The 23386-nt window shown below is 72.7% G+C and carries 15 protein-coding genes and 1 pseudogene; 7 read left to right on the plus strand and 9 right to left on the minus strand.

All coding sequences use genetic code 11. The annotated features are described in order from the left end of the window. Positions 1 to 105 precede the first annotated feature (105 nt). From ACWC2T_RS26445 to ACWC2T_RS26460, 4 genes are read right to left on the minus strand one after another with little or no spacing between them, the layout of a single operon-like run. A complete protein-coding gene (locus ACWC2T_RS26445; protein WP_450672846.1) occupies positions 106 to 1122 on the minus strand; it encodes a 3-oxoacyl-ACP synthase III family protein in 1017 nt (338 codons plus the stop codon). Continuing rightward, positions 1119 to 1769 carry an SRPBCC family protein gene (locus tag ACWC2T_RS26450; protein ID WP_450672847.1) on the minus strand — a complete coding sequence of 217 codons (651 nt, stop codon included), beginning with the start codon at positions 1767 to 1769 and terminating at the stop codon, positions 1119 to 1121. Before ACWC2T_RS26450 ends, ACWC2T_RS26445 begins: the two co-directional genes overlap by 4 nt. Continuing rightward, positions 1744 to 3579 carry a thiamine pyrophosphate-binding protein gene (locus ACWC2T_RS26455; RefSeq protein WP_450672848.1) on the minus strand — a complete coding sequence of 612 codons (1836 nt, stop codon included), beginning with the start codon at positions 3577 to 3579 and terminating at the stop codon, positions 1744 to 1746. The genes ACWC2T_RS26450 and ACWC2T_RS26455 overlap by 26 nt, the downstream gene beginning before the upstream one ends. Continuing rightward, the gene (locus ACWC2T_RS26460; protein WP_450672849.1) at positions 3576 to 4592 is read right to left on the minus strand and encodes a GlxA family transcriptional regulator; all 1017 of its coding nucleotides are present in this window, start codon (positions 4590 to 4592) and stop codon (positions 3576 to 3578) included. The genes ACWC2T_RS26455 and ACWC2T_RS26460 overlap by 4 nt, the downstream gene beginning before the upstream one ends. A gap of 331 nt (positions 4593 to 4923) precedes the next feature. Here ACWC2T_RS26460 and ACWC2T_RS26465 point away from each other — a divergent pair, with 331 nt between their 5' ends. Genes ACWC2T_RS26465 through ACWC2T_RS26485 form a run of 5 tightly spaced genes read left to right on the plus strand, consistent with a single transcriptional unit; the run spans position 4924 to position 12272 of the window. Then, the gene (locus tag ACWC2T_RS26465) at positions 4924 to 6186 is read left to right on the plus strand and encodes a phenylacetate--CoA ligase family protein (protein ID WP_450672850.1); all 1263 of its coding nucleotides are present in this window, start codon (positions 4924 to 4926) and stop codon (positions 6184 to 6186) included. Beyond that, complete coding sequence (locus ACWC2T_RS26470; RefSeq protein ID WP_450672851.1) at positions 6183 to 7472, plus strand: MFS transporter; 1290 nt, start codon at positions 6183 to 6185, stop codon at positions 7470 to 7472. Before ACWC2T_RS26465 ends, ACWC2T_RS26470 begins: the two co-directional genes overlap by 4 nt. Further along, positions 7469 to 8605: a GNAT family N-acetyltransferase gene (locus tag ACWC2T_RS26475; protein WP_450672852.1), complete on the plus strand. Its 1137-nt coding sequence runs from the start codon at positions 7469 to 7471 to the stop codon at positions 8603 to 8605. Before ACWC2T_RS26470 ends, ACWC2T_RS26475 begins: the two co-directional genes overlap by 4 nt. Further along, on the plus strand, positions 8602 to 9768 hold the full coding sequence (locus ACWC2T_RS26480; protein ID WP_450672853.1) for a LuxE/PaaK family acyltransferase: 1167 nt from the start codon (positions 8602 to 8604) through the stop codon (positions 9766 to 9768). The genes ACWC2T_RS26475 and ACWC2T_RS26480 overlap by 4 nt, the downstream gene beginning before the upstream one ends. After that, entirely contained in the window at positions 9765 to 12272 is a 2508-nt protein-coding gene (locus tag ACWC2T_RS26485) for an acyl-CoA reductase (protein WP_450672854.1), read from the plus strand. Before ACWC2T_RS26480 ends, ACWC2T_RS26485 begins: the two co-directional genes overlap by 4 nt. Positions 12273 to 12309: 37 nt before the next feature. Here the strand turns inward: ACWC2T_RS26485 and ACWC2T_RS26490 are convergent, their stop codons facing one another. After that, positions 12310 to 13470 carry a PucR family transcriptional regulator gene (locus ACWC2T_RS26490; protein ID WP_450672855.1) on the minus strand — a complete coding sequence of 387 codons (1161 nt, stop codon included), beginning with the start codon at positions 13468 to 13470 and terminating at the stop codon, positions 12310 to 12312. 75 nt (positions 13471 to 13545) lie between these two features. Here ACWC2T_RS26490 and ACWC2T_RS26495 point away from each other — a divergent pair, with 75 nt between their 5' ends. Continuing rightward, complete coding sequence (locus tag ACWC2T_RS26495; RefSeq protein ID WP_450672856.1) at positions 13546 to 14835, plus strand: alkyl sulfatase dimerization domain-containing protein; 1290 nt, start codon at positions 13546 to 13548, stop codon at positions 14833 to 14835. A 236-nt stretch (positions 14836 to 15071) separates the two neighbouring features. Continuing rightward, positions 15072 to 15989 (plus strand): alpha/beta fold hydrolase, encoded by a 918-nt coding sequence (locus ACWC2T_RS26500; RefSeq protein ID WP_450672857.1) that lies wholly within the window; start codon positions 15072 to 15074, stop codon positions 15987 to 15989. A gap of 73 nt (positions 15990 to 16062) precedes the next feature. Here ACWC2T_RS26500 and ACWC2T_RS26505 read toward each other — a convergent pair whose 3' ends face one another. The 4 genes and pseudogenes from ACWC2T_RS26505 to ACWC2T_RS26520 form a co-directional block, all read right to left on the minus strand. Next, positions 16063 to 18996: a hypothetical protein gene (locus tag ACWC2T_RS26505; RefSeq protein ID WP_450672858.1), complete on the minus strand. Its 2934-nt coding sequence runs from the start codon at positions 18994 to 18996 to the stop codon at positions 16063 to 16065. A 12-nt stretch (positions 18997 to 19008) separates the two neighbouring features. Continuing rightward, a pseudogene (locus ACWC2T_RS26510) lies at positions 19009 to 20855 on the minus strand (HSP90 family protein). A gap of 54 nt (positions 20856 to 20909) precedes the next feature. Continuing rightward, complete coding sequence (locus tag ACWC2T_RS26515) at positions 20910 to 21896, minus strand: hypothetical protein (RefSeq protein WP_450672859.1); 987 nt, start codon at positions 21894 to 21896, stop codon at positions 20910 to 20912. Between the two features lie 99 nt (positions 21897 to 21995). Continuing rightward, entirely contained in the window at positions 21996 to 23333 is a 1338-nt protein-coding gene (locus ACWC2T_RS26520; RefSeq protein WP_450672887.1) for a phosphatase PAP2 family protein, read from the minus strand. Positions 23334 to 23386: the final 53 nt, after the last annotated feature.

A 23386-nucleotide genomic window follows, 5' to 3' on the forward strand; every position in this document is an offset into this window, starting at 1 on the left:
CCATGGGATCGGCCGCCTCCGCAGCCCGGATCTTGCAATGCTTCAGCGAGCATGTCAACGATCGTACTCAGCGCGGCCACCGGGCCACTGCCGGCCGCGACCGCGTCACCGTCCCTGCCCCCACCGGAGTGCGGCGGCGCCGGCGTAGTCCCCGGCGTGGGCGAATCCGGCCAGCACCACCAGGTCGCCCTCCCGGATGCGCTGGGAGCGGATCGCGTCGTCGAGTGTGACGGGCATCGCGGCGCCGAAGAGGTTTCCGCACCGGTCGAAGGTGTCGGGGTGGCGTTCGGCGGGCAGGCCCAGCGCATCACGCCAGTTGCGCAGGAAGGTGCGGTTGGGCTGGTTGGTGATCAGGCAGTCGATGTCGGTGGTGTTCCTTCCCAGGCGGCGCAGCAGGTCCCGAACGGCCTGCGGCACCAGGCCGTTGCCCCGCTGCAGCACGCCTGCGACTCCGGCCTCGGTGAAGCCGATGTGGACCTGGGCTTCCCCGGCCTCCCAGTACTTGCGCCCGTCGTCGCGCACCATGGTCATGTCGCCGGCATGGGCGGCGATGTGCCGGCTCTCGATCCCGAGGACAGGGGCGTGTGCGGAGGTCGTCACATAGCCGACTCCGCAGCCGTCGCCCGGGATGGCGGCCTGGGACAGCCCACGCACCTGTGACTGGGTGAACAGCTGGCCCGCGGCGCTCTGTGCGTTGCAGATCAGGGCCGTACGGGCGTCGCCGTGCAGCAGGATCTGCCGGGCCAGGTCCAGCATGTGCACGAAGGAGGCACAGCCGGCGTTGGCCACGTCGATCAGGAAGCGCGGCGCCAGGCCCAGCCGGCGCGCCACTTCGGTGCCGGCGCCCACGAAGGGCTGGTCCGGCAGCTGGCTGTGCACCAGCAGGACGTCGACGCGGCGGATCGCCGCGCGGCCGTGCCGTTCGATCAGCGGCTGGACGGCGCGCTCGATCATGTCCGCGTTGGTCTCGTCCGGGGCCACGTGGTGGCGTAACGGGGGGACCTTGAACATCGGGCTGTCGCGCAGCCTGTCCTCCGCCGCCGGGTGCTCGGTGAAGAAGGCGGCGGGGACCGGCTCGCCGGGGAGGTAGGCGGAGACGTCGGTCAGGCTCACCGGCGTCACGGGGCCACCTGCTGCGCCGGGGAGCTGCTGACCGGCAGGCCGTTGTGGTGCCGGTGCTCCAGAATCGCCTTCAGGTTGCGCATCTCGAGGGTGTGCCCGGCGTAGAACAGGTCCCAGTACTCGCCCACCCAGCGCCGGCCGGGGTGCGGTGCCAGGCCGGGGTGCGGATTGCGCCGGTAGTACGGGTGGCGGCAGTTGGTCCAGGTGATCACGGAACCGGGGCGGCCGAGGACGAGGGCGGCCGGAACCACCCTCATCAGGTAGACCATCCACAGTTCGTCGCCCTGGTCCCAGGCGCAGTGGTAGTCGACGGTCATCGCATCCGGGTGGGCCTCGGTCCGGCAGTAGATCCGGGTGCCCTTCTCCAGCAGGTCGTGGCCGACCCACAGCCCCGGCGTGCCCGTGGGCTCGAACCCCCGCAGGCTGCACGTCCACTCCTGAAGGTGGTGGCCGCGGCTGAGATAGTCGTACGTCGCCCGAGGCGGGCAGTCGACGTACTCCTGGATGGTGCAGTACTCGCCGTACACCTGCTGGTGCGGGTAGGCGTCCGAGGTCAACTCCAGGCAGCGGGCGGCCAGTTCCTCGGGGCTGGTGTTCTCCACCCGCACGAGGCCCGGGATGTCAGCCAACGTGGATCGGTCGGTCATGGGTGTGCTTCTCCTCGTCGTGGCTCGGCCGGTGTCCGGGCGCGGCGGCGGCGCCCGGACCGGCCGGGGATGCGGTCAGGAAGGGCTGGAAGGGGGGTGTCTCGCGGTGGTCGAGGTCCATGGCGACCAGGGCCGGACCGCCGCCTTCGTTGCTGCGCAGCAACGCGGAACGCAGCTGTGCCGGGTCGCCTGCCGAGGCGACGCGCAGCCTGGGGAACATCGCCGAGGCGCCGGCGGCGATGCGGGACGGGTGGAAGACGTTCTCGGGGCGGGCACCGCCCTGGAAGACCTCCTCGCGCATCACGCACATCGCGTGCGCGTTGTTGTTCAGCACGACGAAGGTGACCGGCGCGTCGTACTCGAGGGCGGTGTGCATCTCCATGCCGTGCATGAAGAACGCCCCGTCGCCGGCCACCACGTAGGTCCGCCGGCCCGTGGCCAGCGCCGCGCCGATCCCCGCGCCGAAGGTGTAGCCCATGCCGCCCATCCCCACCGCCACGACGAAGCGGCCGTCGCGGGGGGCCGGCAGCGCGTGGATGGCGGCGGCCCCCACATTGCCGGCGTCCACGAACACATGGGCGTCCTGCGGCAGCGCCTCGGCGATCGCGCCGACCACAGCGGCGTAGCCGGGGTTCGGACCGGGACCCGGAGGAAGGCGCAGGAAGGACGGCGGGTGGTGGGCCGGGCAGGCCGGGGGCCGCGGCGGCAGACCCCGCCGCAGTGTCCGCAGGTTGCCGGCCACCGGCCCGAGCAGCGGGATTCCTGGGACGAAGGGCGGCTCGGGATCGACGCAGACCACGGGCTTCTTGGCGAGCAGCGGCTCCAGTCTGCCCCGCGCCAGGACGGGCAGGCGTGTGCCCACCAGCAGGCAGGCGTCGGCCCGGCGCAGGCAGTCCTCGACCTCGGGATGGCCCATCACCCCTGCGACGCCCACGAAACGGGGGCTACGGTTGTCGTGGACGTCCTTGGCGTCCGGCGACACGGCCACGCAGGCGCCCAGGTGCCGTACCAGGCGGGCCAGTTCCGCCCGCGCGCTCGTCCCGGCCGCGCCTTCGCCGGCGATCACCATGACGCGGGGGGCCTGCGCCAGCACACCGAGCGCCTCGGCCAGGCGGGCGGGGTCCGGCCGCGGGGCGGCGGGCGTGTGCGGCGCCCCTGCGGCCCGCGCTGCCTTGCTCGCTTCCGTCGCGGCGCGGGGCGTGTGTGTTCCCGGGGTGCGCGCGGCCCTCGCGCAGGCTCCGGTGTCCGCGCGTCCCGTGACGGCCGGCACTTTCAGGTGTCCCTGCTGGGCGTCCTTGGGCAGGAGCAGCACGGCGGGGCCCCGGGGCTCGGTCTGGGCCGCGGTGATCGCGCGGGCCAGCAGCCCGGGGATCGCGTCGGGTTCGGTCACGCGGGCGCAGAAGCGGGAGACGGGTGCGAAGACGTCCAGGGCGTCGAAGGAGCCCGCCGAGCCGCTGGAGTCCTGGAAGGCGCCCCGGCCCTCCTGGACGGTGGGCGGCTGTCCCACCAGGGCCAGGAGCGGGATGCGCGAGGCGTGGGCCTCGGCCAGTCCCGGAACCAGGTTCATCGCACCGCCCCCCGATGTGGCCGCGACGACGCCGAGGCACGCGGTGGTGCGGGCGTATCCGTCCGCCATGGTGACCGCGGAGAACTCGTGCTTGGCCACGACACCGCGCAGGCGTCCGGGGGCGCGGTGCACCGCCTCGTACAGGTCCTCGATGTTGGCTCCGCCCACGCCGAACACGTACCGGACGCCCCTCCGCTCCAGTTCCGCGGCGACGTAGTCGACGAGACGCATCCGGCAGGTCATGCCGACCTCCGTTCCGCCCACGCCGGCTCGGCGGCCGGCCCGGAGTGCGTCCGCAGCTGGAAGTGGTGCCGGTACTGTGCGGGGGTGAGGCCGACGACGGCGGCGAACGCGCGCAGGAACGTCTCGATCGTGGTGAATCCGCAGCGGCTCGCGATCTGGCACACCGAGAGGTCGGTCGCCTCCAGGAGCTGACGGGCCCGGGCGATGCGTAAGCGCCGCACGTAGTGGCCCGGCGTCATCCCCACCGCCCGCGCGAAGACCCGGGCGAAGTGGCGTGGGCTCATGTTCGCGCGCTGGGCGAGTTCGGACACCGGCAGCGTGCGGTGGAGGTTCTCCTGGATCCATTCCTGGACGGCCCGGATCGGCTCCTGTTCGGTCAGCTGTGCGTCGAGGACCATGCTGAACTGGGTCTGGCCTCCGGGCCGTTTGAAGTACAGCACCAGGTATTTCGCCACCTTGAGGGCGCATGCCGCCCCGAGGTCGTCCTCCACCAGGGCCAAGGCCATGTCGATGCCGGTGGAGACCCCCGCCGAGGTGATGTACGGGCCGTCCCGGACGTAGATCGGCTCGGTGTCCACCGTCACCGCGGGGTAGCGACGCGCCATCTGTTCCCCGAAGGCCCAGTGCGTGGTGGCCCGTCGCCCGTCGAGGAGACCGGCCTCCGCCAGCAGGAAGGCGCCGCCGCACACGGAGGCCACGCGTCGGGACCGGGCCGCGGCGCGCCTGATCCAGGTGACGAACGGCACATCCGCCAAAGCCTCTTTGAGTCCGGGTCCACCGGGCACGAGGAGGGTGTCGATCGGCCCCTCCGCGGCCTGAAGGGGGCCGGCCTGCACGACGAGGCCCGCGGAGGTGGCCACTGACGGGACATCAGGGGAGACGCACTGCAGACGGTATGCGCTGCCACGCTCGGCCATCAGGCGGTTCACGGTGTCGAAGACTTCGAGCGGTCCGCTGACGTCCAGGGTCTGGGCACCGGGGTAGACCACGATAACAACACGTCGTTGCCTCATGGTGACAGCCTGTTCCGGGCGGAGGACCGTCCGCAATGACACACCGTTGACGATTCCTGCCACGCGCCGGCTCCGCTGCCGTTACCGCGGGTTCCATAAATGCGTTTTCTGGAATGCTCAACCTTTCCTTATGGACCGGCCGGCCTCTGTGACGGCCGTCTCCGTCATGGAACGGAACCGAGCGGGCCGTAGACTCGTCCGGCTGCGGTGAGGCGAAGTCCTGGGGCGGCTTTGCGAGTTGACGCAAGGGTGTTTCGAATGGTGAGATGCCTGGCAGATTCTCCATTGTTTTCGGAGTGAACCACTTCCGCAGGCTGTCGAGCAGGAATTGATGCCGGTTCAACCTCTCGCGGAGCTCATACGCTTCGCGCGTCAAAACTCTCCCTTCTACCAGGAGCTTTACGCTCACCTCCCCGATCACGTGGCACATCTCACGGACCTTCCGGTGGTGCCGCAGTCGGATTTCTGGCGGGCCAACTCACCCCGTGACAACAAGCTGCTGACCGCGCCGCTGGACGAAGCCGTCGTCTTCCGCAGCGGCGGCACCACGGGGTCCCCGAAGTTCTCGTACTACACCCGCACGGAATGGCGGGAATTCACCGCTGCGTTCGGCGCCGGACTCGTCACCGCGGGATTGCGGCCGAGTCACCGGGTGGCCGACCTGTTCTACGCGGGAGACCTTTACGCCAGTTTCAGCTTCGTTCTCGATTCCCTGCACCGTTCTCCGGTGGAAAACGTACGGCTGCCCATCGGCGGGGCGGCGCCCTGGGAATCCACCGCGGCCACGCTGGAGGAGTTCCGGGCGCAGGTCGTCGCCGGCACGCCGACCACGCTGTGCGCCCTGGCCGAACGGCTCACCTCGGCCGGTCGCACCCTGCCGGACGTGGAACTGCTCTTCTTCGGCGGCGAGTGCCTGTTCGGAGACCAACTCCCGCTGCTGAAGGCCGCGTTCCCGCACGCCGAGGCTCGTTCCCTGGGCTATGCGAGCGTGGACGCCGGACTGCTCGGCGAGGCGGTGCCCGGCACCGACCCGAGGGTGCACCGCGCGTTCACGCCGTACACGGTGGTGGAGATCCTCGATGACGAGGCCGGCCTGCCGGTCGCGTCCGACGGCGTACCGGGACGGCTGGTCGTGACCGACCTGCGCAGACGGCTGATGCCCATCCTGCGCTACCCGGTCGGTGACCGGGCCGCATGGGTGGACCGCGAGGCGGGCGTCTTCCGCATCCTCGGCCGGGCCGAGGAAGGAGTGCGGGTCGGCCCCGTCTCGCTGTACACGCAGGACGTGCACGACATCGTCTCGGCGACCGATCTGGCCGGCCGGGTGAGCGGAGTGCAACTCGTGGTGCGCCGTCAGGACGGCCGTGACGGCCTGCTGCTGCGGTTGGCCACGGGCGAACCCACCGACGACAACGCGGCGTTGGGCGAGTTGGTCGTCAAGGCGGTGCTGGAGCAGCGTCCGCTCTATGCGAGCGCGACCGCGGCCGGGCACGTCAATCCGCTCGCCGTCGAGTGGGTGCGCCACCGCGACCTGGCCGTCAACGCCCGTTCCGGCAAGCTGATCCGCGTGGTCGACGAACGGCCGCACGCATGAGCGCCCCCGCCCTGCGCGCACGGCGTCTGCCCCTCGTGCTGCGCAATCCGTCCTTCGGCAGGGTCTGGGCCGGTCAGGTCCTCAGCCAGGCAGCGTGCAGGATGTTCCAGGTCGGCGCGGTCTGGTGGCTCGTCGCCGGCACGGGCGGCGCTCACCGGGGGCTGGACTCCGGCCTCTTCCTGATGGTGAGCAGCCTGCCGGCGGTCGTCCTGGCCCCCGCCGTGGCCCGTATCGTCGCGCGCCACGCCCACCGCACGGTGCTGGCCATGGCGACGGCCACGGCGGGCGTCGTCGGCGCGGCCACGGCCGTGTGGGCGTACACGGCCGCGCTGCCCATGGTCGCGCTCTACGCGGCCGGGTTGGCGCTGGCGACCTGCCAGGCGGTCTTCGACCCCTGTCTGACGACCTCCGTGCCCGAGTTGGTCGAGGACACCGACATCGAGGCGGCCACCGCGTTCGAACTGTCCACCCAGTCGCTGGCCGGGCTCGCCGGCGGGCTGCTGGGCCCGCTGGTGGTGGACGCGGGCGGACTCGCGGGCGTGGTGGCCGGGTGCGCCGGCGCCTACCTGTCGGCGGCCCTGCTCATCGTCTCGGCCCGCTTCCCCCGGGCCACGGCGGGCGACGGTCCGGCGGGCGAGGAGGCGCCCCGGCCGCCGACGCTGCGCCGGATCCTGGCCGGCCTGCCGTTCGTCCGCCGCGTGCTGCTCTGTTTCGCCGCGGCCAACGTCTTCACCACCGCCGTCTACGTCGTCATGCCCCTGTACACGCGGGGCGCCCTGCACGCGACCGGCTCGACCGCCGCGCTGCTGGAGGCGGCACTGGGCGCCGGCACGCTCCTCGGATCGTTCACCGGCGGGCGCGTTCCGGGTCGTCCGATCACCGTGGGCAGCGCGTGCCTGGCCGGCATGGCGGCCGCGCTCGCCCTGCCGGGCCTGTGCACCGGGCACGTCGTGGCGGTCGGCTCGCTGCTGGTCGTCGGCTGGTGCGTCGGCGTGATCGGCGTGCGCTTCGTCGCGTTGTTCCAGCGGCGGGTACCCGCCACGGACAAACCTGGCTTCTTCGCGGTGATGCAGGCACTGCTCGGTGCGACGTTCCCCGTCTCCTCGCTCGTCTTCGGCGCGCTCGGCGACCATCTGACGGCCCGCACGCTGTGCCTGGTACAGGGTGCCGGTCTGCTGCCGGTCGCGGCGGCGCTGTGGTGGCTGGGCGGCCGCGCGGAGGACGCCGTGCCGCGGCAGCCCGACCGGCCCACTCACCCGGCGGCGCTGACGGGAGAGGCGTCGTGACCGTGGTCCTCGCCCCCGCCGCGGTCCAGGACGTCGCGGAGCTGCGGCAGTTGTACTTCGACGTGTACGGGCACGGCTATCCGGTGCCGCTCGGCAGCGACCCGGCCGTCATGCGGCGGCTGATCACCGACGGCACCGCCCACTGGCTCACCGCCCGCACGGACCACGGCGACCTGGTCGGCTCCGCCGTCGTGCAGACCGACCCGGGCAGCCGGGTCGGCAAGCTCGTCGGCCTCGCCGTTCACCCCGTGCACCGCGGCGGAGGACTCGCCTCCCGGCTGACCGGAGCGGTGTGCGGGGAGGCGTTCGGCACCGGTCGACTGGACTCGGTGTACGCCACCGTCCGGGTCGTCACCGAGGGCCCGCAGAACGTCGTCGTGCGCAACGGCTTCCGGCCGCTCGGCCTGATGCCCAACGCGGTCGAGGTCGAGGGATGCGAGACTCTGGCGCTGTTCGCCCGCTACGCGGACGGCGTGCTGGAGCGCCGGGCCCCGGTCGAGCGCATACCGGACCGCCTCGCGGCACTGCTGTCCGCGGCGACCTCGGGCATCGGCATCGACTACGCCGGGGCCGCACGGATTCCCACCCCTCCCGCGCCGCGCGCCGTCCCGGAGGCCGAGCCGATCGAGCTGATCGCGGCCCCGGCCTTCGTCCGCCGCCGCTTCCTGGAGCGGTTCCCCGGCGCCGGCGACCGCTTCTTCCCCCTGCACACACCGAACGCCCTGCTGGTCGCGGCCGACGGCGGCTTCGAGGCGTACGCCGACCTCGATCCGGTGGCGGGCAGTTGCGCCCTGGTCGCCGTCCACCCGCGCCCGGCGGCCGTGGCCGGGGCGCTCGAGGCGCTGATGACAGCGGTCACCCGGGCCGGCGCGGACTACGCCGAGGCGCTGCTGCCGCTGGCCGACACCGAGGCCCTGGACGTCTTCCTGGCGTCGGGGTTCGTGCCGAGCGCGGTGTACCCGGCGATGCGCCGCATCGGCGACCGCTTCCACGACTACGTGGTGCTGTCCCGCACCAGCCGTCAGATCGACTTCAGGACGACGGCCGTCAGCGCGTTGCTCCAGCCGTACCTGAGGGCCTACCTGACCGCCTGGACCGCCACCTACCTGCCCCTTCACGAGGTGTCCCGATGAACCCCCATCTCGCTCCCGTCGAGGTCCCCGACCCGGCGGCGCTCGGCCACGTACAGCGGCTGTGCGACCTTCGGTCGCCGTACGCGACCGGAACCGATGCCGACGAACTGTTCGCCGCCGCGATGGCCGAGGCCAACGCCTGGCACGCGCAACGCTCCCCGTTCTTCGCCTCGCTCCTGAAGGATCCGCCGGAGGAGGCGGCGCCCACGGTCGGCGAGGGGGTGCGCACTCCGCTGGTGCCCGCCGCGTTCTTCAAGCGCCACGAGGTGCTGTCGATCCCCCGCGACGACGTCTTCCTCCATCTGACGTCCTCGGGCACCACCGGCCAGAAGTCGCAGATGTTCTTCGACGAGTGGACCATCCGCTCGGCACAGCGCATGGTGGCCCGCATCTTCGACCACTACGGCTGGATCACCCCGGAGCAGCCGGTCAACTACCTGCTCTACAGCTACGAACCGGCGCCGTCGCTCAAGCTCGGCACCTCGTTCACCGACAACTACCTGTGCGACTTCGCCCCCGCCCGGCACACCACGCACGCGCTGCGGCACACCGGTGCGGGCCACGAGTTCGATGTGCACGGCTGCATCACGGCACTGCGGCGGTACGCCGAGGACGACGTACCGGTGCGCATCCTCGGCTTCCCCGCGTTCCTGCACTTCACGCTGGAGCGGATGAGCGCCATGGGCCTGCCGCCGCTGCGGCTGCCGGAGGGGTCGCTGGTGGTGCTGGGCGGCGGCTGGAAGGGCCACGCCGACCGGCAGATCGGCAAGGAGGACTTCTACGCGGAGGTCACCGGACTCCTCGGCGTCCCCGGTGACCGCATCCGCGACACCTTCGGCTCCGTCGAACACTGTGTGCCGTACGTCGAGTGCGCACACCACCGTCTCCATGTGCCGGTGTGGTCGCGCGCCGCCGTCCGCGACACGGCGACACTGCGCCCGCTGCCGTACGGGGAGCGCGGCTTCCTGCACCTGGTGAGCCCGTACATCACCTCCGTACCGGCGCACAGCGTCGTGATGGGCGACCTCGCCTCGCTGCACCCGGGCGAGGAGTGCGGCTGCCCGCTGTCCACCGACTGGTTCACCGTGCACGGCAGGGCCGGGGTGAGCCGTAACCGCAGTTGTGCGGTCGCCGCCGCCGAACTTCTGAAGGGAACGCCGTGACCACCTCCGTACCTCATCTCTGGCAGGGCGAGTTCGTCGACGACGCCGAGGCCGGCCGGCGGCTCGCCGAGCTGCCCGAGCTGACGGGGCGCGTCGTCGCCCGTCCGCTGCCCACCGACGTGGTGATCGGCGCCTGTGCCACGGTGAGCGCCGAACTGACCGACCCTGCCTCGGCGTTGCATGCCCGGCTGGCGGCGCACCTGCCCGCGGACGAGGCCGGCGCCGTCCTCGGCGAACTGGCCGCGGCGCTCACCCGGCAGGCCCTGGAGCGCAAGCTGCGCCGGGAGCTGGGGGGCCTGCGCCCGGAGCGGCTGACTCGGCCGGACGCCCGCCGCACGGTGTACGAGGCCTGGGCCCCCGTGGGCCTGCTGGTGCACATCGCGCCGGGCAACGCCGCCACGGTCGCGCCGCTGAGCGTCGTCGAGGGGCTGCTGGCGGGCAACCTCAACGTGCTCAAGACCAGCGGCTCCGACACCCCGCTGGCCGTCGAACTGCTCGCCGCGCTCTGCGCCGCCGATCCCACCGGGCTGATCGGCGAGCGGGTGGTGGCCCTGCGGTTCCCCTCGTCGCGCCGGGAGTGGCTGCGGGCGCTGTGCGGGCAGGCCGACGCGATCGCCGTGTGGGGTGGCGAGGACGCCGTGCGGTCGGTGAGCGACCTGGCGCCGCCCGGGTGCCGGGTCGTCGAGTGGGGACACCGGATCTCCTTCGCCTACCTGACCCGCGACGCGGCGGCCGACGTCGCGACCCTCGACGCGCTCGCCGAGGACGTCTGCCGCCTGGAGCAGCAGGCGTGCTCCAGTCCGCAGGTGGTCTACCTCGACACCGAGGACGGGGCGGAGGTCTTCGCGTTCGCCGAGACGTTCGCCGAGCGGCTGGCGAAGGTCTCCGACGCCCGGCGGGCGCCGCTGCCGGGCACGGCCGAGCAGGCCGAGATCACGACCGTGGAACAGCTCGCCAGGCTCGAACAGCACCTGGGTCTGACCCGGGTGATCAGCGCCGGTGACGGCACCTGGCGGGTGCTGGCCGACACCCGCCCCGCGCTGACCGCCTCCCCTCTGCACCGCAGCGTCTGGGTGAAGCCGCTGCCGCGGCGCGCGGTCACCGCGACCCTGCGGCCGATGCGGCGGTACCTGCAGACCGCGGCCATCGGCGGCCCACCGGCGGACGTGGCCGAGCTGTCGCGAGCCGTGCTGGCCGCGGGAGTCACCCGGGTCACTCCGGTCGGCTCCATGCTGGAGGGCTACGAGGGTGAACCGCACGACGGCGTGTACGCGTTGCAGCGTTACAGCCGACGGGTGAGCGTCACCGCGGCCGAGGACGCGTTCCGCACGGTGCCCTGCCTGGACGACCTGGTGGCGCCGCCCGTGCTGCCCCCGCCGCCGGGCGGGCCGCTGCTGGGCAAGGAGGGCGTGCAGCGGGCGCTCGCCGTGCTGCCCGAGGAGTACGCACACCTGTACTTCCGCAGCGGGGGCTCCACGGGCGCCCCGGCCCTGTCGGTGTTCACCTGCGACGACTACGACAACCAGATGCGGGCCGCCGCCGACGGGCTGCTCGCGGCGGGATTCGACCCGGCCCGGGACCGGGCGGCCAACCTGTTCTACTGCGGCGGGATGTACGGGAGCTTCATCAGCTTCTTCTCCATCCTGGAGCGGCTGAACGCCACCCAGATCCCGATGGCCGCCGGACCCGACCACGCCCAGGTCGCCGACGCACTGGTCAGGCACCGGGTGGACACCGTGTTCGGGATGCCCTCCTACTTGTGGCAGCTGTTCCACGCCGAGGCGGACCGGCTGCGTGCCTACGGCGGCATCCGCACCGTGTTCTACGGCGGTGAGCACTTCACGGCGGAGCAACGCCGGGCGCTGACGGACGAGTTCGGCGTGAAAGTGATCCGTTCGGCCGCGTACGGCAGCACCGACCTGGGTCCGCTCGGCTATCAGTGCGCCGCGTCGCGGGGGGCGGTCCACCATGTGCTGACCGACCTGCACACGCTGGAGATCCTCGATCCCCACGAGGACGTACCCGTGGCGCCGGGTGAGCCCGGCCGGCTGGTGTTCTCCTCGCGGGCGCGCAGCGGGCAGCGGCTGGAACGCTACGAGATCGGTGACCTGGGGCGTGCCGTGGCGGGCCCGTGCCCGTGCGGCAGCCACGTACCACGGCTGGAACTGCTCGGCCGCTACGGCGATGTGGTGCGCGTCGGCACGTACTTCTTCAACTACCGGCGCTTCGTGCAGGCGGCGCAGGAGCGGCTGGGTTACCGCGGTGAGGTTCAGTTGCTGGTCGCCCCCGGTTCCGGCCGCGAGCGGCTGACGGTGCGCCTGGACGAGGCGTACGCGTCCGACGCCGACGCCGCGCGGGCGGCCTTCGTCACCGAGGTGGCGGAGGTGGCCTCGGCCGAGTCGGAGGAACTGCTGGCGTTCACCGTGGAGGTCGTACCGATGGCCGCGTTCGAGCGCACCGCGACCAGCGGCAAGCTGCGCACGGTGGTCGACCTGCGCCGCTGACGCGCCGGGAACCCGGCCGGGGCCGCTGCGTGGAGTGTCACCGGTGGCCCCGGCCGGCGATCCGGTGCAGGGTCAGGGCGGCGCCGAAGAGCTGGACGCCGCGGGCGGTGCGCGGGTCGACGCCGGTCAACTCGGCAACGCGGGCGAGGCGGTTGTCGACGGTGTTGGGGTGCACGTCGAGTGCCTGAGCCGTACGGCGCCGGTCGAAGTCGCAGTCGAGGAAGGCGGCCACGGTCGCGGTCAGGCCGGGTTGACGGTCCAGTGGTTCCAGCAGGGCGTCCAGTTCGGGTGCGCTGTCCGCGGCTGCCGCCACCTGGTAGTCGAGCAGCACGTCCCGCAACCGGTGCACGCCGGGCGTGTCCGCGACGGCCGCGATGCGGCGTGCTCGTTCGGCCGCCGCAGGGACCTCCTCGGGAGTGCCCGCGGTCGCGGCTCCTACGATCGGCGCGGACGGAAGACGGGAGGAGAGCCGGCCGGCCACGGCGTCGAGTGCGGTCCGGGAGGGCAACAGCACCCAGCCGCCGCGTTCGTCCGGCAGGCTGAGCACGCGGCCCTCGGCCGGCGGCGCGAGCCGGGCGAGGACCCGGCGCAGCAGCCTGCGTGCCGCGAGCGGTGTGTGGGGGTCGGGGGCCCGCACGCTGAGGACGAGGTAGCCGGATTCCAGGGACAGCCCGTACCGGGCGGCCACCTCCTCGGGCTCGTCACCACGGATCAGCGCCCGGGCCAGCTCCCGCGCCGCCCCCTGCTGGTCGGCGAGGCCCGCGAGGTACGCCTCCGTGACGTTCTCGACGGTGGCCTGGAGCGCCCTGAGCTGCATCCGGGTCAACGACTGCAGTGCCGCTTCCTCGCCGGGACGGGCCGACTCGCTCAGTGCGTCGAGCAGTACCTCGGCACCGACGTGGTATCCCCTGAGCAACTGCACCAGGGGGAGGCCTTCCTCGGCGCGCTCGGCGGCGCGTTCCCGGAACACCCCGACGTCGATGTCCGGCATGCCCTGCACATGGCGGAGGAACCCCCGTATCGCGTGCCGTGCCGTCGCCGCGATCTCCACGTCCCGCATCTCGCCGGGCAGCAGATCGAAGCCGGGCACCTCGGCCCGCTGACGTTCCACGACGGCCCTGGCCAGCTGGTTGACCCGCGGTTCGAGGCGTGCGGCCAGCCGGATCGCGCCGTCGCGCACCGCGTCTGCTTGTGACATGTCACAACAGTAGGCAGCCGTCGGTGGCCTCGCGGCCGATTGCTCCGGACATGGGGTCACGGTGGCATGGGCACCATGAGCTTCTCCCTCACCGACTACGCAGACCGGGTCTGGCACGGCGCCGTCGACGACAGCATCGTCCATGCCGGGCGGGCGGGCACGGGCGTCATCGACGTGGTCGACGGCGTCGGCTGGTACTCCGGCTTCGGCAATGTGATCACCTTCCGCACGGACGACGAGGTCATCCTGTTCGACACCGGCAACCCGGCGGCCGCCGACAGCCTCCACCAGGCCGTCCGTGCCTGGAGCCGGCTCCCGGTGACCACCGCCGTCTTCTCCCACGGACACATCGACCATGTCTTCGGGATGGGTCCCTTCGACGCGGAGGACGCGCCCCGCCCGACCGTGCTCGCCCACGAAAGGGTCGGGGACCGGTTCGACCGCTACCTGCTGACCGGCGGCTACAACGCGGTCATCAACCAACGGCAGTTCCAGCTACCGGACTTGACCTGGCCGACCCAGTACCGCAGGCCCGACCTGACCTACCGGGAAGCGCTCACCCTCACGCGCGGCGGGCTGACCTTCGAGCTCTTCCACGCGCAGGGCGAGACCGACGACGCGACCGTCGCCTGGATCCCCGAACACCGCATCCTGTGCCCCGGTGACATGTTCATCTGGGTGACCCCCAACTGCGGCAACCCGCAGAAGGTGCAGCGCTACCCACGCGAGTGGGCGCTCGCGCTGCGCCGCATGGCGGCCCTGGGCGCGGAGATCATGCTGCCCTCGCACGGCGCACCGGTCTTCGGCGCCGACCGGATCCGTCTGGCCCTCACCGAGACCGCGGAATGGCTGGAGAGTCTGGTCCAGCAGACACTGGACGGACTCAACTCCGGCGCCCGGCTGGACGAACTGGTCCACTCCGTGCGCCCGCCCGCCCATCTGGCCGACCGCGTCTACCTGCAAGCCAAGTACGACGAACCCGAGTTCATCGTGCGCAACCTGTGGCGGCGCTATGCCGGGTGGTACGACGGCAACCCCGCCCACCTGAAACCGGCTCCCGAGGACCGGCTCGCCACCGCTTTGGCGGACCTCGCGGGCGGTGCGGCCGCCCTGGCCGACGCGGCCCGACGCCACGCCGACGCGGGCGAGCTGAGGATCGCCGGCCACCTCGCGGAGTTCGCCGTACAGGCCGCCCCCGACGACGCCACCGCACACGCCGCACGCGCCGACGTCAACCAGGCACGCGCCGCGTCCGAAGCCTCCCTGATGGCCCGGGGCATCTTCACCTGGGCCGCCGCGGAGTCCCGCGCACGGCGTCTGCCTACACCCGGCGGAGTAGACCCGGTGGCTCCCCCCGCAGGATGACCGCGGGTGTGCCATGGGTGATGCTGTGGGCTGTGACAGCTGATCTTCGCCGAGCGGGAGCCGGCGCCGGAGACGGATACGGAGACGGAGAGGGACGCGGAGACGGCGCCGGAGACGGGGGCGTCCCTCCGGCGTCCGCTCCGCCCTCGCCCCCTGCCGAGCGCGCGCACCGGCCGCGCCGCCCCCGGCTGCGGCGGTGGCTGCGGCGCGCCGCGTTGGGCTGTGCCGTCGTGCTGGTGGTCGTCACGGCGGCCTCGTTCGTCTACAACGGCGTCACGGCCGGGCGCGCCGCGCCGCCGAGGGGGCTCAGGTACGTGCAGGCCGCCGACATCCGCACGCGCTACCAGACCTGGGGTGCGGCGGGCCCACCCGTCGTGCTGGTGCACGGCGCCTTCGAATCCGTGGACACCTGGTCGCGCCTCGCCCCGCTGCTCGCCCGCGACCACCGGGTGTACGCGCTCGACCTGACGGGCGACGGATACAGCGAGCGCCACGGCCCGTACACCGTCGACCATTTCACCCGGCAGCTCCTCGGCTTCCTGGACGCCATGCACCTCGGCGGTCCGGGCGAGCGCCCCCTGCTGGTGGGGCACTCCAGCGGAGCCGCCGTGGTCACCGAGGCGGCGCTGCGGGCCCCGGGCCGACTGGGGGGTGTGATGCTCCTCGACGGCGACGCCCTGGACACGGGGGCCGGTCCACCACCGGCCTTCAAGTACGTGCTGATCGACCCGTACCGCACCAGCCTGCTGCGGCTCGGGCTGGGCATCGACGCGGTGATCCGCAGCCTGTACGACGCACAGTGCGGGCCGCACTGTCCGCGCCTGGACGCCGCGGGTCTCGATCAGTGGCGACGCCCGCTCCGGGTGCCGGGCGCGGAGGGGGCGCTGTGGAGCATGCTGGCCGCCGGGGTCCCCGGCCTGCCCGCCGACCAGGTGGCCCGGCTCGCCAGGGTGCACCTGCCCAAGTCGGTCGTGTTCGGTGCCCAGGACGACGTGTTCAGCAAGCAGACGCCCCAGGAGACCGCCCGGCGGATCGGCGCACCGCCCGCGACGCTCATCCCCGGCGCCCGGCACCTGACGATGATCTCCAGCCCCGAGGCGGTCGCGAAGGCCGTGGACGGACTCACGGCGGCACCGGTCGCGGTGTCCCGGTGACCCGGCCCGCTGCCCGGGGATTTTCCCCCCGGGTGCCGAGGCGCGCTGTCGCCCCGGCACCGCGACCGCCGTATCACCCCTTGTCGCGCAGCCGGGCCGCCAGGGCCGTCAGCGGCTCGGTCTCCTCGGTGTGGCCCAGGGCGGTGAGGCGGGAGACCGCCGCGTCGAGGCGGGTGCGGGCGGAGGCGGGGCGTTCCAGGTAGATGCCCTCCACGACCCCCGCGAGCCGGACGCACTCGGCCCACTCGCCCGCGTGGTCCGCGTCGGGTCCCGGTTCGCCGAGCAGGGCGAGGGCCTTGTCCAGGGCGGCCAGGGCAGTCTCGTACTCGCGGGCGTAGGCGTTGACCCGTCCGTGTTCGTAGGCCAGGGCAGGCTCCAGGGAGCGGCCGCGGGCCTCGTACCCCGCGGCGCGGGCCTCGTCGGCGATCCTGCCCGCGTCGGCGAGGAAGGCGAGGGCGCCGGCCAGGCCCTCGGCGCCCTGCTGCTGGGCCTGGAGGCGGGCGAGTTCGCGCAGGCAGCCGCTGAGCTGCTCGTAGCGCGGGGCCCGGAGGTGGGCGGCGAGGGCCTGGTCCGCGGCCTCGCGGGCCCGGCCGAACTCGCCGGACTCGGCGAGGAGGACGGCGGTCTCCGCGGCGATCATGGCGTGGCTCCCGGGGTCGTCGTCCCAGCCGGCCGACTCGGCGGCGAGGGCGGCGAACTCCGCCGTGGCGGCCTTGAGGTCCTCGCCCGCGTGCAGCGCGCGGGCGCGGGTCAGGCGCAGCTGGGCGACGAGCCGGTCGTCGAGGTCTCCGGCGGCGACGTCCGGTTCGGCCAGGAGGGAGTCGAGCAGGGCGATGCAGTCCTCGACGCGGCCCAGGTCGAGGCTGAGCCGGGCGGCGTTGCTGTAGGTGCACAGCGCGTCCGTCCGGCTGCCGTGGCGCAGTTCCAGCTCCGCGGAGCGGGTCAGGTGCCGCAGTGCCTCGTCGGGGCGGCGCAGGTGCATGCAGGCCTGGGCCAGGTCACCGTGGAGGCGGGCGGTGTCGGACCTCTCGGACGGCCAGTCGGCGGCCAGTCGCAGGCCCTCGGTCAGGTCCGCGTGCGCGGCCTGCGCGTCCCGCAGGCCCAGCTGGATCCGGCCGCGCAGGCCGAGTGTGCGGGGCAGGTGCCAGGCGGGGCCGTGAGTCTTCAGCCGGTCGAGGAGGGCGTCGATCTCCGTGAGGGCGGCGGGCAGATCGCCGGAGAGGGCGTACGTACCGGCCCGCAGCAGCAGGGCGCCGGAGACCTGTCCGGCGATGTCGTGCCGGGTGGCGAAGGCGAGCAGCAGGTCCACCTCGGCGAGGGCCGGGGCGACGTGCTCCTCGTTCCCCGATGTCTGCAGGCGCAGGCCGAGCGCGCTCGCGCGCAGCCGGAGCAGACGGGCCTCCTGGTACGGGGCGAGGCCGGGCGCCTCCTCGTGCAGACTGACGAGGGCCGCGTGGGCCGTGGTGAGCGCGGCGGCCTTCGCCTCGGCTCCGTCGGCGCGCTCCGTGGGGATCTCGCCGGTGGGGAGAAGGGCGCAGGCGCGGGCGAGCGCCGCGTGACCCGGCGCTCCGGCCTCGTCGTACCGGCTCGCGGCCTCCTCGTACAGGGCGGCGGCTTCCTCGAACCGGTCCTTCTCGCCCGCCCGGCCCGCCTCGTCGGCCAGCAGATCCGCGTGCAGCCGTACGAGCGGTCCCACGGCCGGGTCGTCGGGGTGGGCGTAGTCGGGGGCGGCGACGAGCGTGCGCAGCCGTGCCCAGCAGGCCACCGCGTCCGGATGCCCCTGCTCGTCCAACGCCCGTGCGCGGACGATGAGTTCGGGCAGCGACTCGGGGACGGCGGGGGCCGTGCGGGCGGCGGGGGCGGCAGCCGGGGCGGCCGGGGCCACGTCGTCGAGGCCGCGGGTGCGCAGGGTCAGTTCCAGTGCGTCCAGGAGGGGGGCACGGTCGAGGCGGGTCCTGCGCCGGTCGGTGTGGGCCGTGGTGCCGTTACGGGCGTCGAAGCGGGCGGCGAGGTCGTCGGCGCGGCCGTGGACCTCGGCGCGCAGGCCGGTCACCGTCCAGGTGCGGCCCGCGTATCCGGCGGCGGGCAGTTCGCCGTGGCCGAGGGATTCGACGCGCTGGAGGAGGACCTCCACGCCGGTGAGGAAGCCGAGCTGGTCCAGTGGCGAGTCGACCTCGTCGAACAGGTTCCGGTTCTCGGCAAGGAGTTCCAGGCCGCGTGCCTCGTTGCCGGTCAGCGCGCAGAACTCCAGGTGCCGGCCGACCTCCCCGGACATCGAGGGGTTGCGGCGGCAGGCGCGGTAGCCGACGAGGTGCAGCTCGCGGGCCTGGTCGGTGCGGCCGGTGCGCAGCAGGGGAAGCATCGCGTAGGAGACGGAGCGGGCGGGCTCCTCCTGGCAGGATTCCTTCCCGGCCAGGACGGGCTCCCAGGTGCGAAGCGCCCGCTCGTCGTCGCCCGCCGCGAGGTGGTACAGGGCGCGCTCGCAGGTCTCGCAGGCCTCGCAGTCGCTGAGCCGGGTGCGGGTGCGGCCCGCCCACAGCTCGTAGGCGGGGGCGGTGTCCTCGCCGACGTGGGCGGCGAGCTGGTAGGCCTGTCCGTAGTAGGGCTGGAGGCCGAGGCCGGCCTTCTCGTACCGGTCGCGCATCTCCGTCAGCCACTGGCGCAGGCTGGCCAGCGGTATCTCGGGCAGCTGGCGCAGGGCGTGGGCGACCCACTTGAACCGCCAGAACAGCGTGTGGCGCAGGCGCTCGTCGAAGACGTCGGGCTGCTCGTCGAAGAGGGTGAGCAGGCGGGCGAAGACGACGGGCGACTTCCTTGGTTCGGAGCCGTAGTTGTACGCCTTCTGGAGTGCGAGGAGCGCGTGGATGAGCGGGACGGGCTCGGCGAACTGCTCGGCGGAGTCGACGAGTTCCTCGGCCGTGACGGTGCGGGTACGGCCGTAGGGGCGCCGGTCGTTCTCCTGCAGCGCCTGGTACAGCTCGTCGGTGGTCTGGGGTGCGGTCGGCATCGTCGGCGGTCCTTAGCTGTCCTTGCGGAGGGCGTGGGCGAGGAGGTCGAGGAAGGAGCGGTTGATGAGGCTCGACTCGGCGGGCCGGAGCGGGCGCCGGGACAGCATCGCGGCCTGCCCGTAGAGGGCTTCGGCGCTGGTGCGGGCCAGTTCGGGTTCGTCGATGGTGACGGCGGTGCGGACCAGCGGATTGAGCTGGTTGAGGATCAGCTGGGCCCGCGGGGCCTCCTGACGCAGGTGGCCGAGGATGTCGCCCCACAGGCCGCCCTGCTGTTCGCGGGCGAGCTGGGAGCGGGTGCGTTCGTGCCGGGCCTCGCGGCTGTCGAGGAGGAGGGCGGGGGCGGACGCGGGTTGGAAGGTGCGCAGGGCGACGTCGCAGTCGAAGACGGCGAGGGCGTCGCGGGCCTGGGCGAGGTAGGCCGCGGCGGCCAGTTCCGTCTCCCGGTCGACGGGGTCGAGGTGGGCGGTGAGGGTGGCCGGGTCGAGGTCGGCGACGCTGACCTCCGGCCTGATCTCGGGCAGCCGGTGGACCAGTTCGCGGTCGTAGGTGTAGCCGCCGTTGACGACGCCGAGCCCGGCGGCCGAGGCGATCGCCGCGACCTGCCGGAACTCCTCGACGCTGGAGGTCACGAGCACGGTCCGGTGGGTGCGCGCGAACTCGTCCAGCGTGGCGTTTCCGTCGGTGGTCTCGAACGGCAGCCACGGCAGCAGCATCCGCAGGATCTCGTCGTCGTGCACCGCCAGCGACTTCACGGCCAGGTGGTGGGTCTGCAGGAAGCGGCCGAGGAGGTCGGGGTCGCTGGCGGCGGTCCGGGCGATCCACGCGCGCAGCCGTTCGGCGAGGGCGTCACGGACCGCGGCGAGGGTGTCGTCCTCGTACAGGGACTCGCGGGACGCCGTCGGGCGCAGGCTCTCGGCGTCGACGACGCAGCGGACGAAGAAGGCCCACTCGGGCAGGATCTCCACGGCCTGCTCGGACAGCAGCATGCCCTTGACGTGCACGCGGTGGCCGTGGCGGCGCCCGGCCGGCACCGCCTCGGGCAGCACGCACGCGATGCCCTTCAGGCCCACGGCCGGCAGGTCCAGCTCGATGGTGTCCAGCGGCGTGAACCCGAAGACCTCCTCGCCGTACGCGGCCAGTGCGCGGGAGCGTGCGCCCGGGGTGGGGTACGTGCGCGTCCAGGGTGCGGGCTCGGGGTTGACGGATGCGCCCGGGGCGCCCGGGCCGCCGGTGCCGTCGTCGAAGGTCACCGGGTGGCGCAGCAGGGAGCCGAAGTGGCGGGCCAGCGCGTGCACCTGTGCCTGGCGGGTCCACTCGCCCGCGTCGGCGCGCGGCGTCAGGGTGACGGTGGTGCCGGGGCGGAGGCGGGCAGGGTACGGACGGTGTAGCTGCCGTCGCCGCGTCCCCGCCACTCCACGGCGCCGGCGTCGGGGGTGCGGGCGGAACGGCTCAGGACGTGGATCTCGTCGGCGACCAGGAAGCAGGAGAGCAGGCCGATGCCGAACTGGCCGATGAAGTCGGCGCGTTGCTCGGCGATCTGCTCACTGCGCTTGCTGCTGCGGCCGATCGTGGCGAGGAAGGTGTGCACGTCGGCCTCGGTGAGACCGACGCCGTCGTCCTCGACACACACCACCGAACCGTCGGCGTACAGGCGGATGCCGAAGGCGTCGGCGGGCGCGGCCGGTTCGAGGCCGTGCCGCGCGGTCAGCGCGTCCACGGCGTTCTGCAGGAGTTCGCGCAGGTAGACGCGGGGGCTGGAGTAGAGGTGGTGGGAGAGGAGATCGACGAGGCCGCGCAGATCCACCTGGAAGGTGCGGTCGGTGCCGGCCGGGCTCGAAGGGGTGTCGGAGAGAGTCATCGGGCAGTCCGGGTGGGATGAGGGAGGAGTGGCTGGCGGGGTGGGGTGGCGGGGTCAGGCGTTGCGCCGGGCGCGGGCGTACATCTCTTCCGGCTTCGCCATGTACCTCCAGGGCCATGACGTGTAGGCGCCCTGCAGTTCGCGGAAGACGCGCGGCAGGGCGATGCGCTCGGAGGCCAGGGACAAGGCCATGGCGAACATGTTGAAGTCCTCCTGCCAGCCCGGGCGACGCACGTAGGCGGGGTGGAGGATGCTGCGCTCGGCCGCCTCCAGCAACTCGTCCTGGATCTCGGGGGTGATGAGGCAGTTCTTGCGGTCGGACTCGACCCAGTCCTCGATGTGCGCGATGGCGATGACACAGCCGAGGCGATGGCCGTCGGGTGCCCCGGCGAACGCCGCCCGGGCGAAGGCCAGGGCCTCGCCCGGCTCGCCGCCCCACCGGGGCTGAAGCTGCGACACCCACTCGGCGTGGGTCTCCAGGTCCAGTGGAGCGCGGCGCAGGGCGGCGTCGAGCCGGGTCTCGTTGATGGCGGGGCCGAGCGACATGCCGCGGCCGGAGGTGAGCAGGCGGCGCCACGGCGTGACCCAGTCCGGCCGCAACTCGGCGGCCTCGAACAGCTGCTCCTCGGCGATGTGGAGCCGCTCGTGGAAGACCCGCCACTGCTCCTGCGTGACATCCACGGCACGCGCGCGGGTGCGGGCCTCCCAGCCCCAGTGGATGTGGCGGGCGCCTGATATCAGCAGGGCCGTCGCCCGGTGCTCCTTGTCCTCCTCGACGGCCCGGCCGATCCAGTCCTGCACACCGTCCAGGTCGGCCAGCTCACCGAGGACCTGATGGTCGCGGCCGAGATCGAAGGGTGCCAGCGCCTCCCTGACCGCCGCCCAGTCACCCGCCCCGGCCGCCTCCACCAGCGCGAGCACCCGCGTGTCTCCGAGCGCGCGCAGCGGGTACATCCCGTTCTTCTGCCTGCGCGGGACGGGCAGGGCGTACGGATCCGCCGCCGGTCTCTCCCCGCCCCTGCCGAACAGCCTGTCGAACATGCCGCGCCCTCCCCAGGTCCCGCGTGATCATTCGGGTGCAGCATAAGCGGCCCCACCGACACCGCTTCCACAGGGTTTCCGCCGGTGCTTCACATCAGGTCACGGGACCTGTTCAGCTGCCTGACCAGGCTGATGATGCTCGAACTGGTTCGGGACGGGGGCTTTCGGTTGCCGCGCGGGTTCGGGCGTCGGTTCCACTCGCCCGGTGGTCCGCAGGTAGCCGTGGACCACTGAGGTCATCGCAAGAATGAGAAGTGGCCCGGACACCAGCGGATGTCGGGCCATCTGCATCGGCAGGTAGCGGTACGACACCAAGAGGGCGGTGAAGACCGCAGCGCCGTGGACGACCATCTGGATTCCTGACCGGTCCCAGCCACGGTCGGCCGAGCGGAGCGCTGCCTCGATCGTGAGTGCGAACACCACGCCGGCGACGAGATCCACGCCGTAGTGGTAACCGAAGCCCAGCGTCGCGCCGAGCGTGGCAACCAGCCAGAACGTCCCGGCACATCGCAGAGCCCGTGGGCCCTTGCGGGTGTGGATGAAGATCGCGGTGGCCCACGCGGTGTGCAGGCTGGGCATGCAGTTGCGGGGCGTGATCTCGTCGTACGGCATCGGGTGCGGGGGGTGGATCGGCGGTGGCGTGTCCGGCCACAGGTTGGCCGCCGCCCAGTGCACGCCGCCGGTGCCGGAGGCGCCCGGGCCGTAGGCGAAGACCGGTCCGACCACGGGGAAGATCATGTAGATGGCCGGCCCGAGGAGGCCGATCACCAGGAAGGTGCGCACCAGATGGTGGCTCGGGAAGCGCCGCTCGACCGCCACGTTGCGCAGCTGGTACAGCGCGACGACCACCGCGGCCACGGCAAGCTGAGCGTAGACCAGGTGGAGAAGATGGGTGCCGATCGGGCCGGTGGCCCTGAGCAACCGGCCTGCCGGCCACGACAGGTTGCCCAGCGCGTGATCCGCGGTCGCCACGTACTGGTCGAGCACCGCCGGGCGGCTCTTCGACGTGAGGAACAGCCAGGTGTCGCCGGTCTTGCGGCCGGCCACCAGCAGCAGGCCCAGCCCGACGCCCTTGAGCAGCAGGACGCGTTCCCGGCCGGTGCGGCGCGTGACAGCGATGACCGCGCATCCCAGCATCACCCACAGCGCGCCATTGCCGAAGAAATGACCGTCGGTCATCTCGGCGCCCACCGCCCAGCGCACCAGCACGAAGACGACATCGAGGCCGATGGCGACACCGGCCGCGATGAACCGCTGCCGCCAGGTGAGCACCACCATCATCAACGCCAGACCGCCGTACAGCGGCCCCGGTTTCGGAGCGAATATCAGCCCGTTCACCTGGTCGGTGATCGGCCCGGGTTGACCGTAGTGGCGTGCGGCGATCTCCAGCGTGACGAGGATTCCGAGGGCCGCCACAGCCGCTGCGGCCCACAGCACAACTCTGCCGTTTATTCGCGAAAGTTCCCGCGATGCTCTGGATCTCAATCGTT

The sequence above is a fragment of the Streptomyces sp. NPDC001393 genome (assembly GCF_053597455.1).

What these genes read in the sequence shown, in the direction of transcription:
- ACWC2T_RS26515 (WP_450672859.1), bottom strand. Translation starts at nt 21,896, where the DNA reads ATGTTCGACAGGCTGTTCGGCAGGGGCGGGGAGAGACCGGCGGCGGAT.
- ACWC2T_RS26505 (WP_450672858.1), bottom strand. Translation starts at nt 18,996, where the DNA reads ATGCCGACCGCACCCCAGACCACCGACGAGCTGTACCAGGCGCTGCAG.
- ACWC2T_RS26470 (WP_450672851.1), top strand. Translation starts at nt 6,183, where the DNA reads ATGAGCGCCCCCGCCCTGCGCGCACGGCGTCTGCCCCTCGTGCTGCGC.
- ACWC2T_RS26460 (WP_450672849.1), bottom strand. Translation starts at nt 4,592, where the DNA reads ATGAGGCAACGACGTGTTGTTATCGTGGTCTACCCCGGTGCCCAGACC.
- ACWC2T_RS26490 (WP_450672855.1), bottom strand. Translation starts at nt 13,470, where the DNA reads ATGTCACAAGCAGACGCGGTGCGCGACGGCGCGATCCGGCTGGCCGCA.
- ACWC2T_RS26450 (WP_450672847.1), bottom strand. Translation starts at nt 1,769, where the DNA reads ATGACCGACCGATCCACGTTGGCTGACATCCCGGGCCTCGTGCGGGTG.
- ACWC2T_RS26495 (WP_450672856.1), top strand. Translation starts at nt 13,546, where the DNA reads ATGAGCTTCTCCCTCACCGACTACGCAGACCGGGTCTGGCACGGCGCC.
- ACWC2T_RS26465 (WP_450672850.1), top strand. Translation starts at nt 4,924, where the DNA reads ATGCCGGTTCAACCTCTCGCGGAGCTCATACGCTTCGCGCGTCAAAAC.
- ACWC2T_RS26480 (WP_450672853.1), top strand. Translation starts at nt 8,602, where the DNA reads ATGAACCCCCATCTCGCTCCCGTCGAGGTCCCCGACCCGGCGGCGCTC.
- ACWC2T_RS26455 (WP_450672848.1), bottom strand. Translation starts at nt 3,579, where the DNA reads ATGACCTGCCGGATGCGTCTCGTCGACTACGTCGCCGCGGAACTGGAG.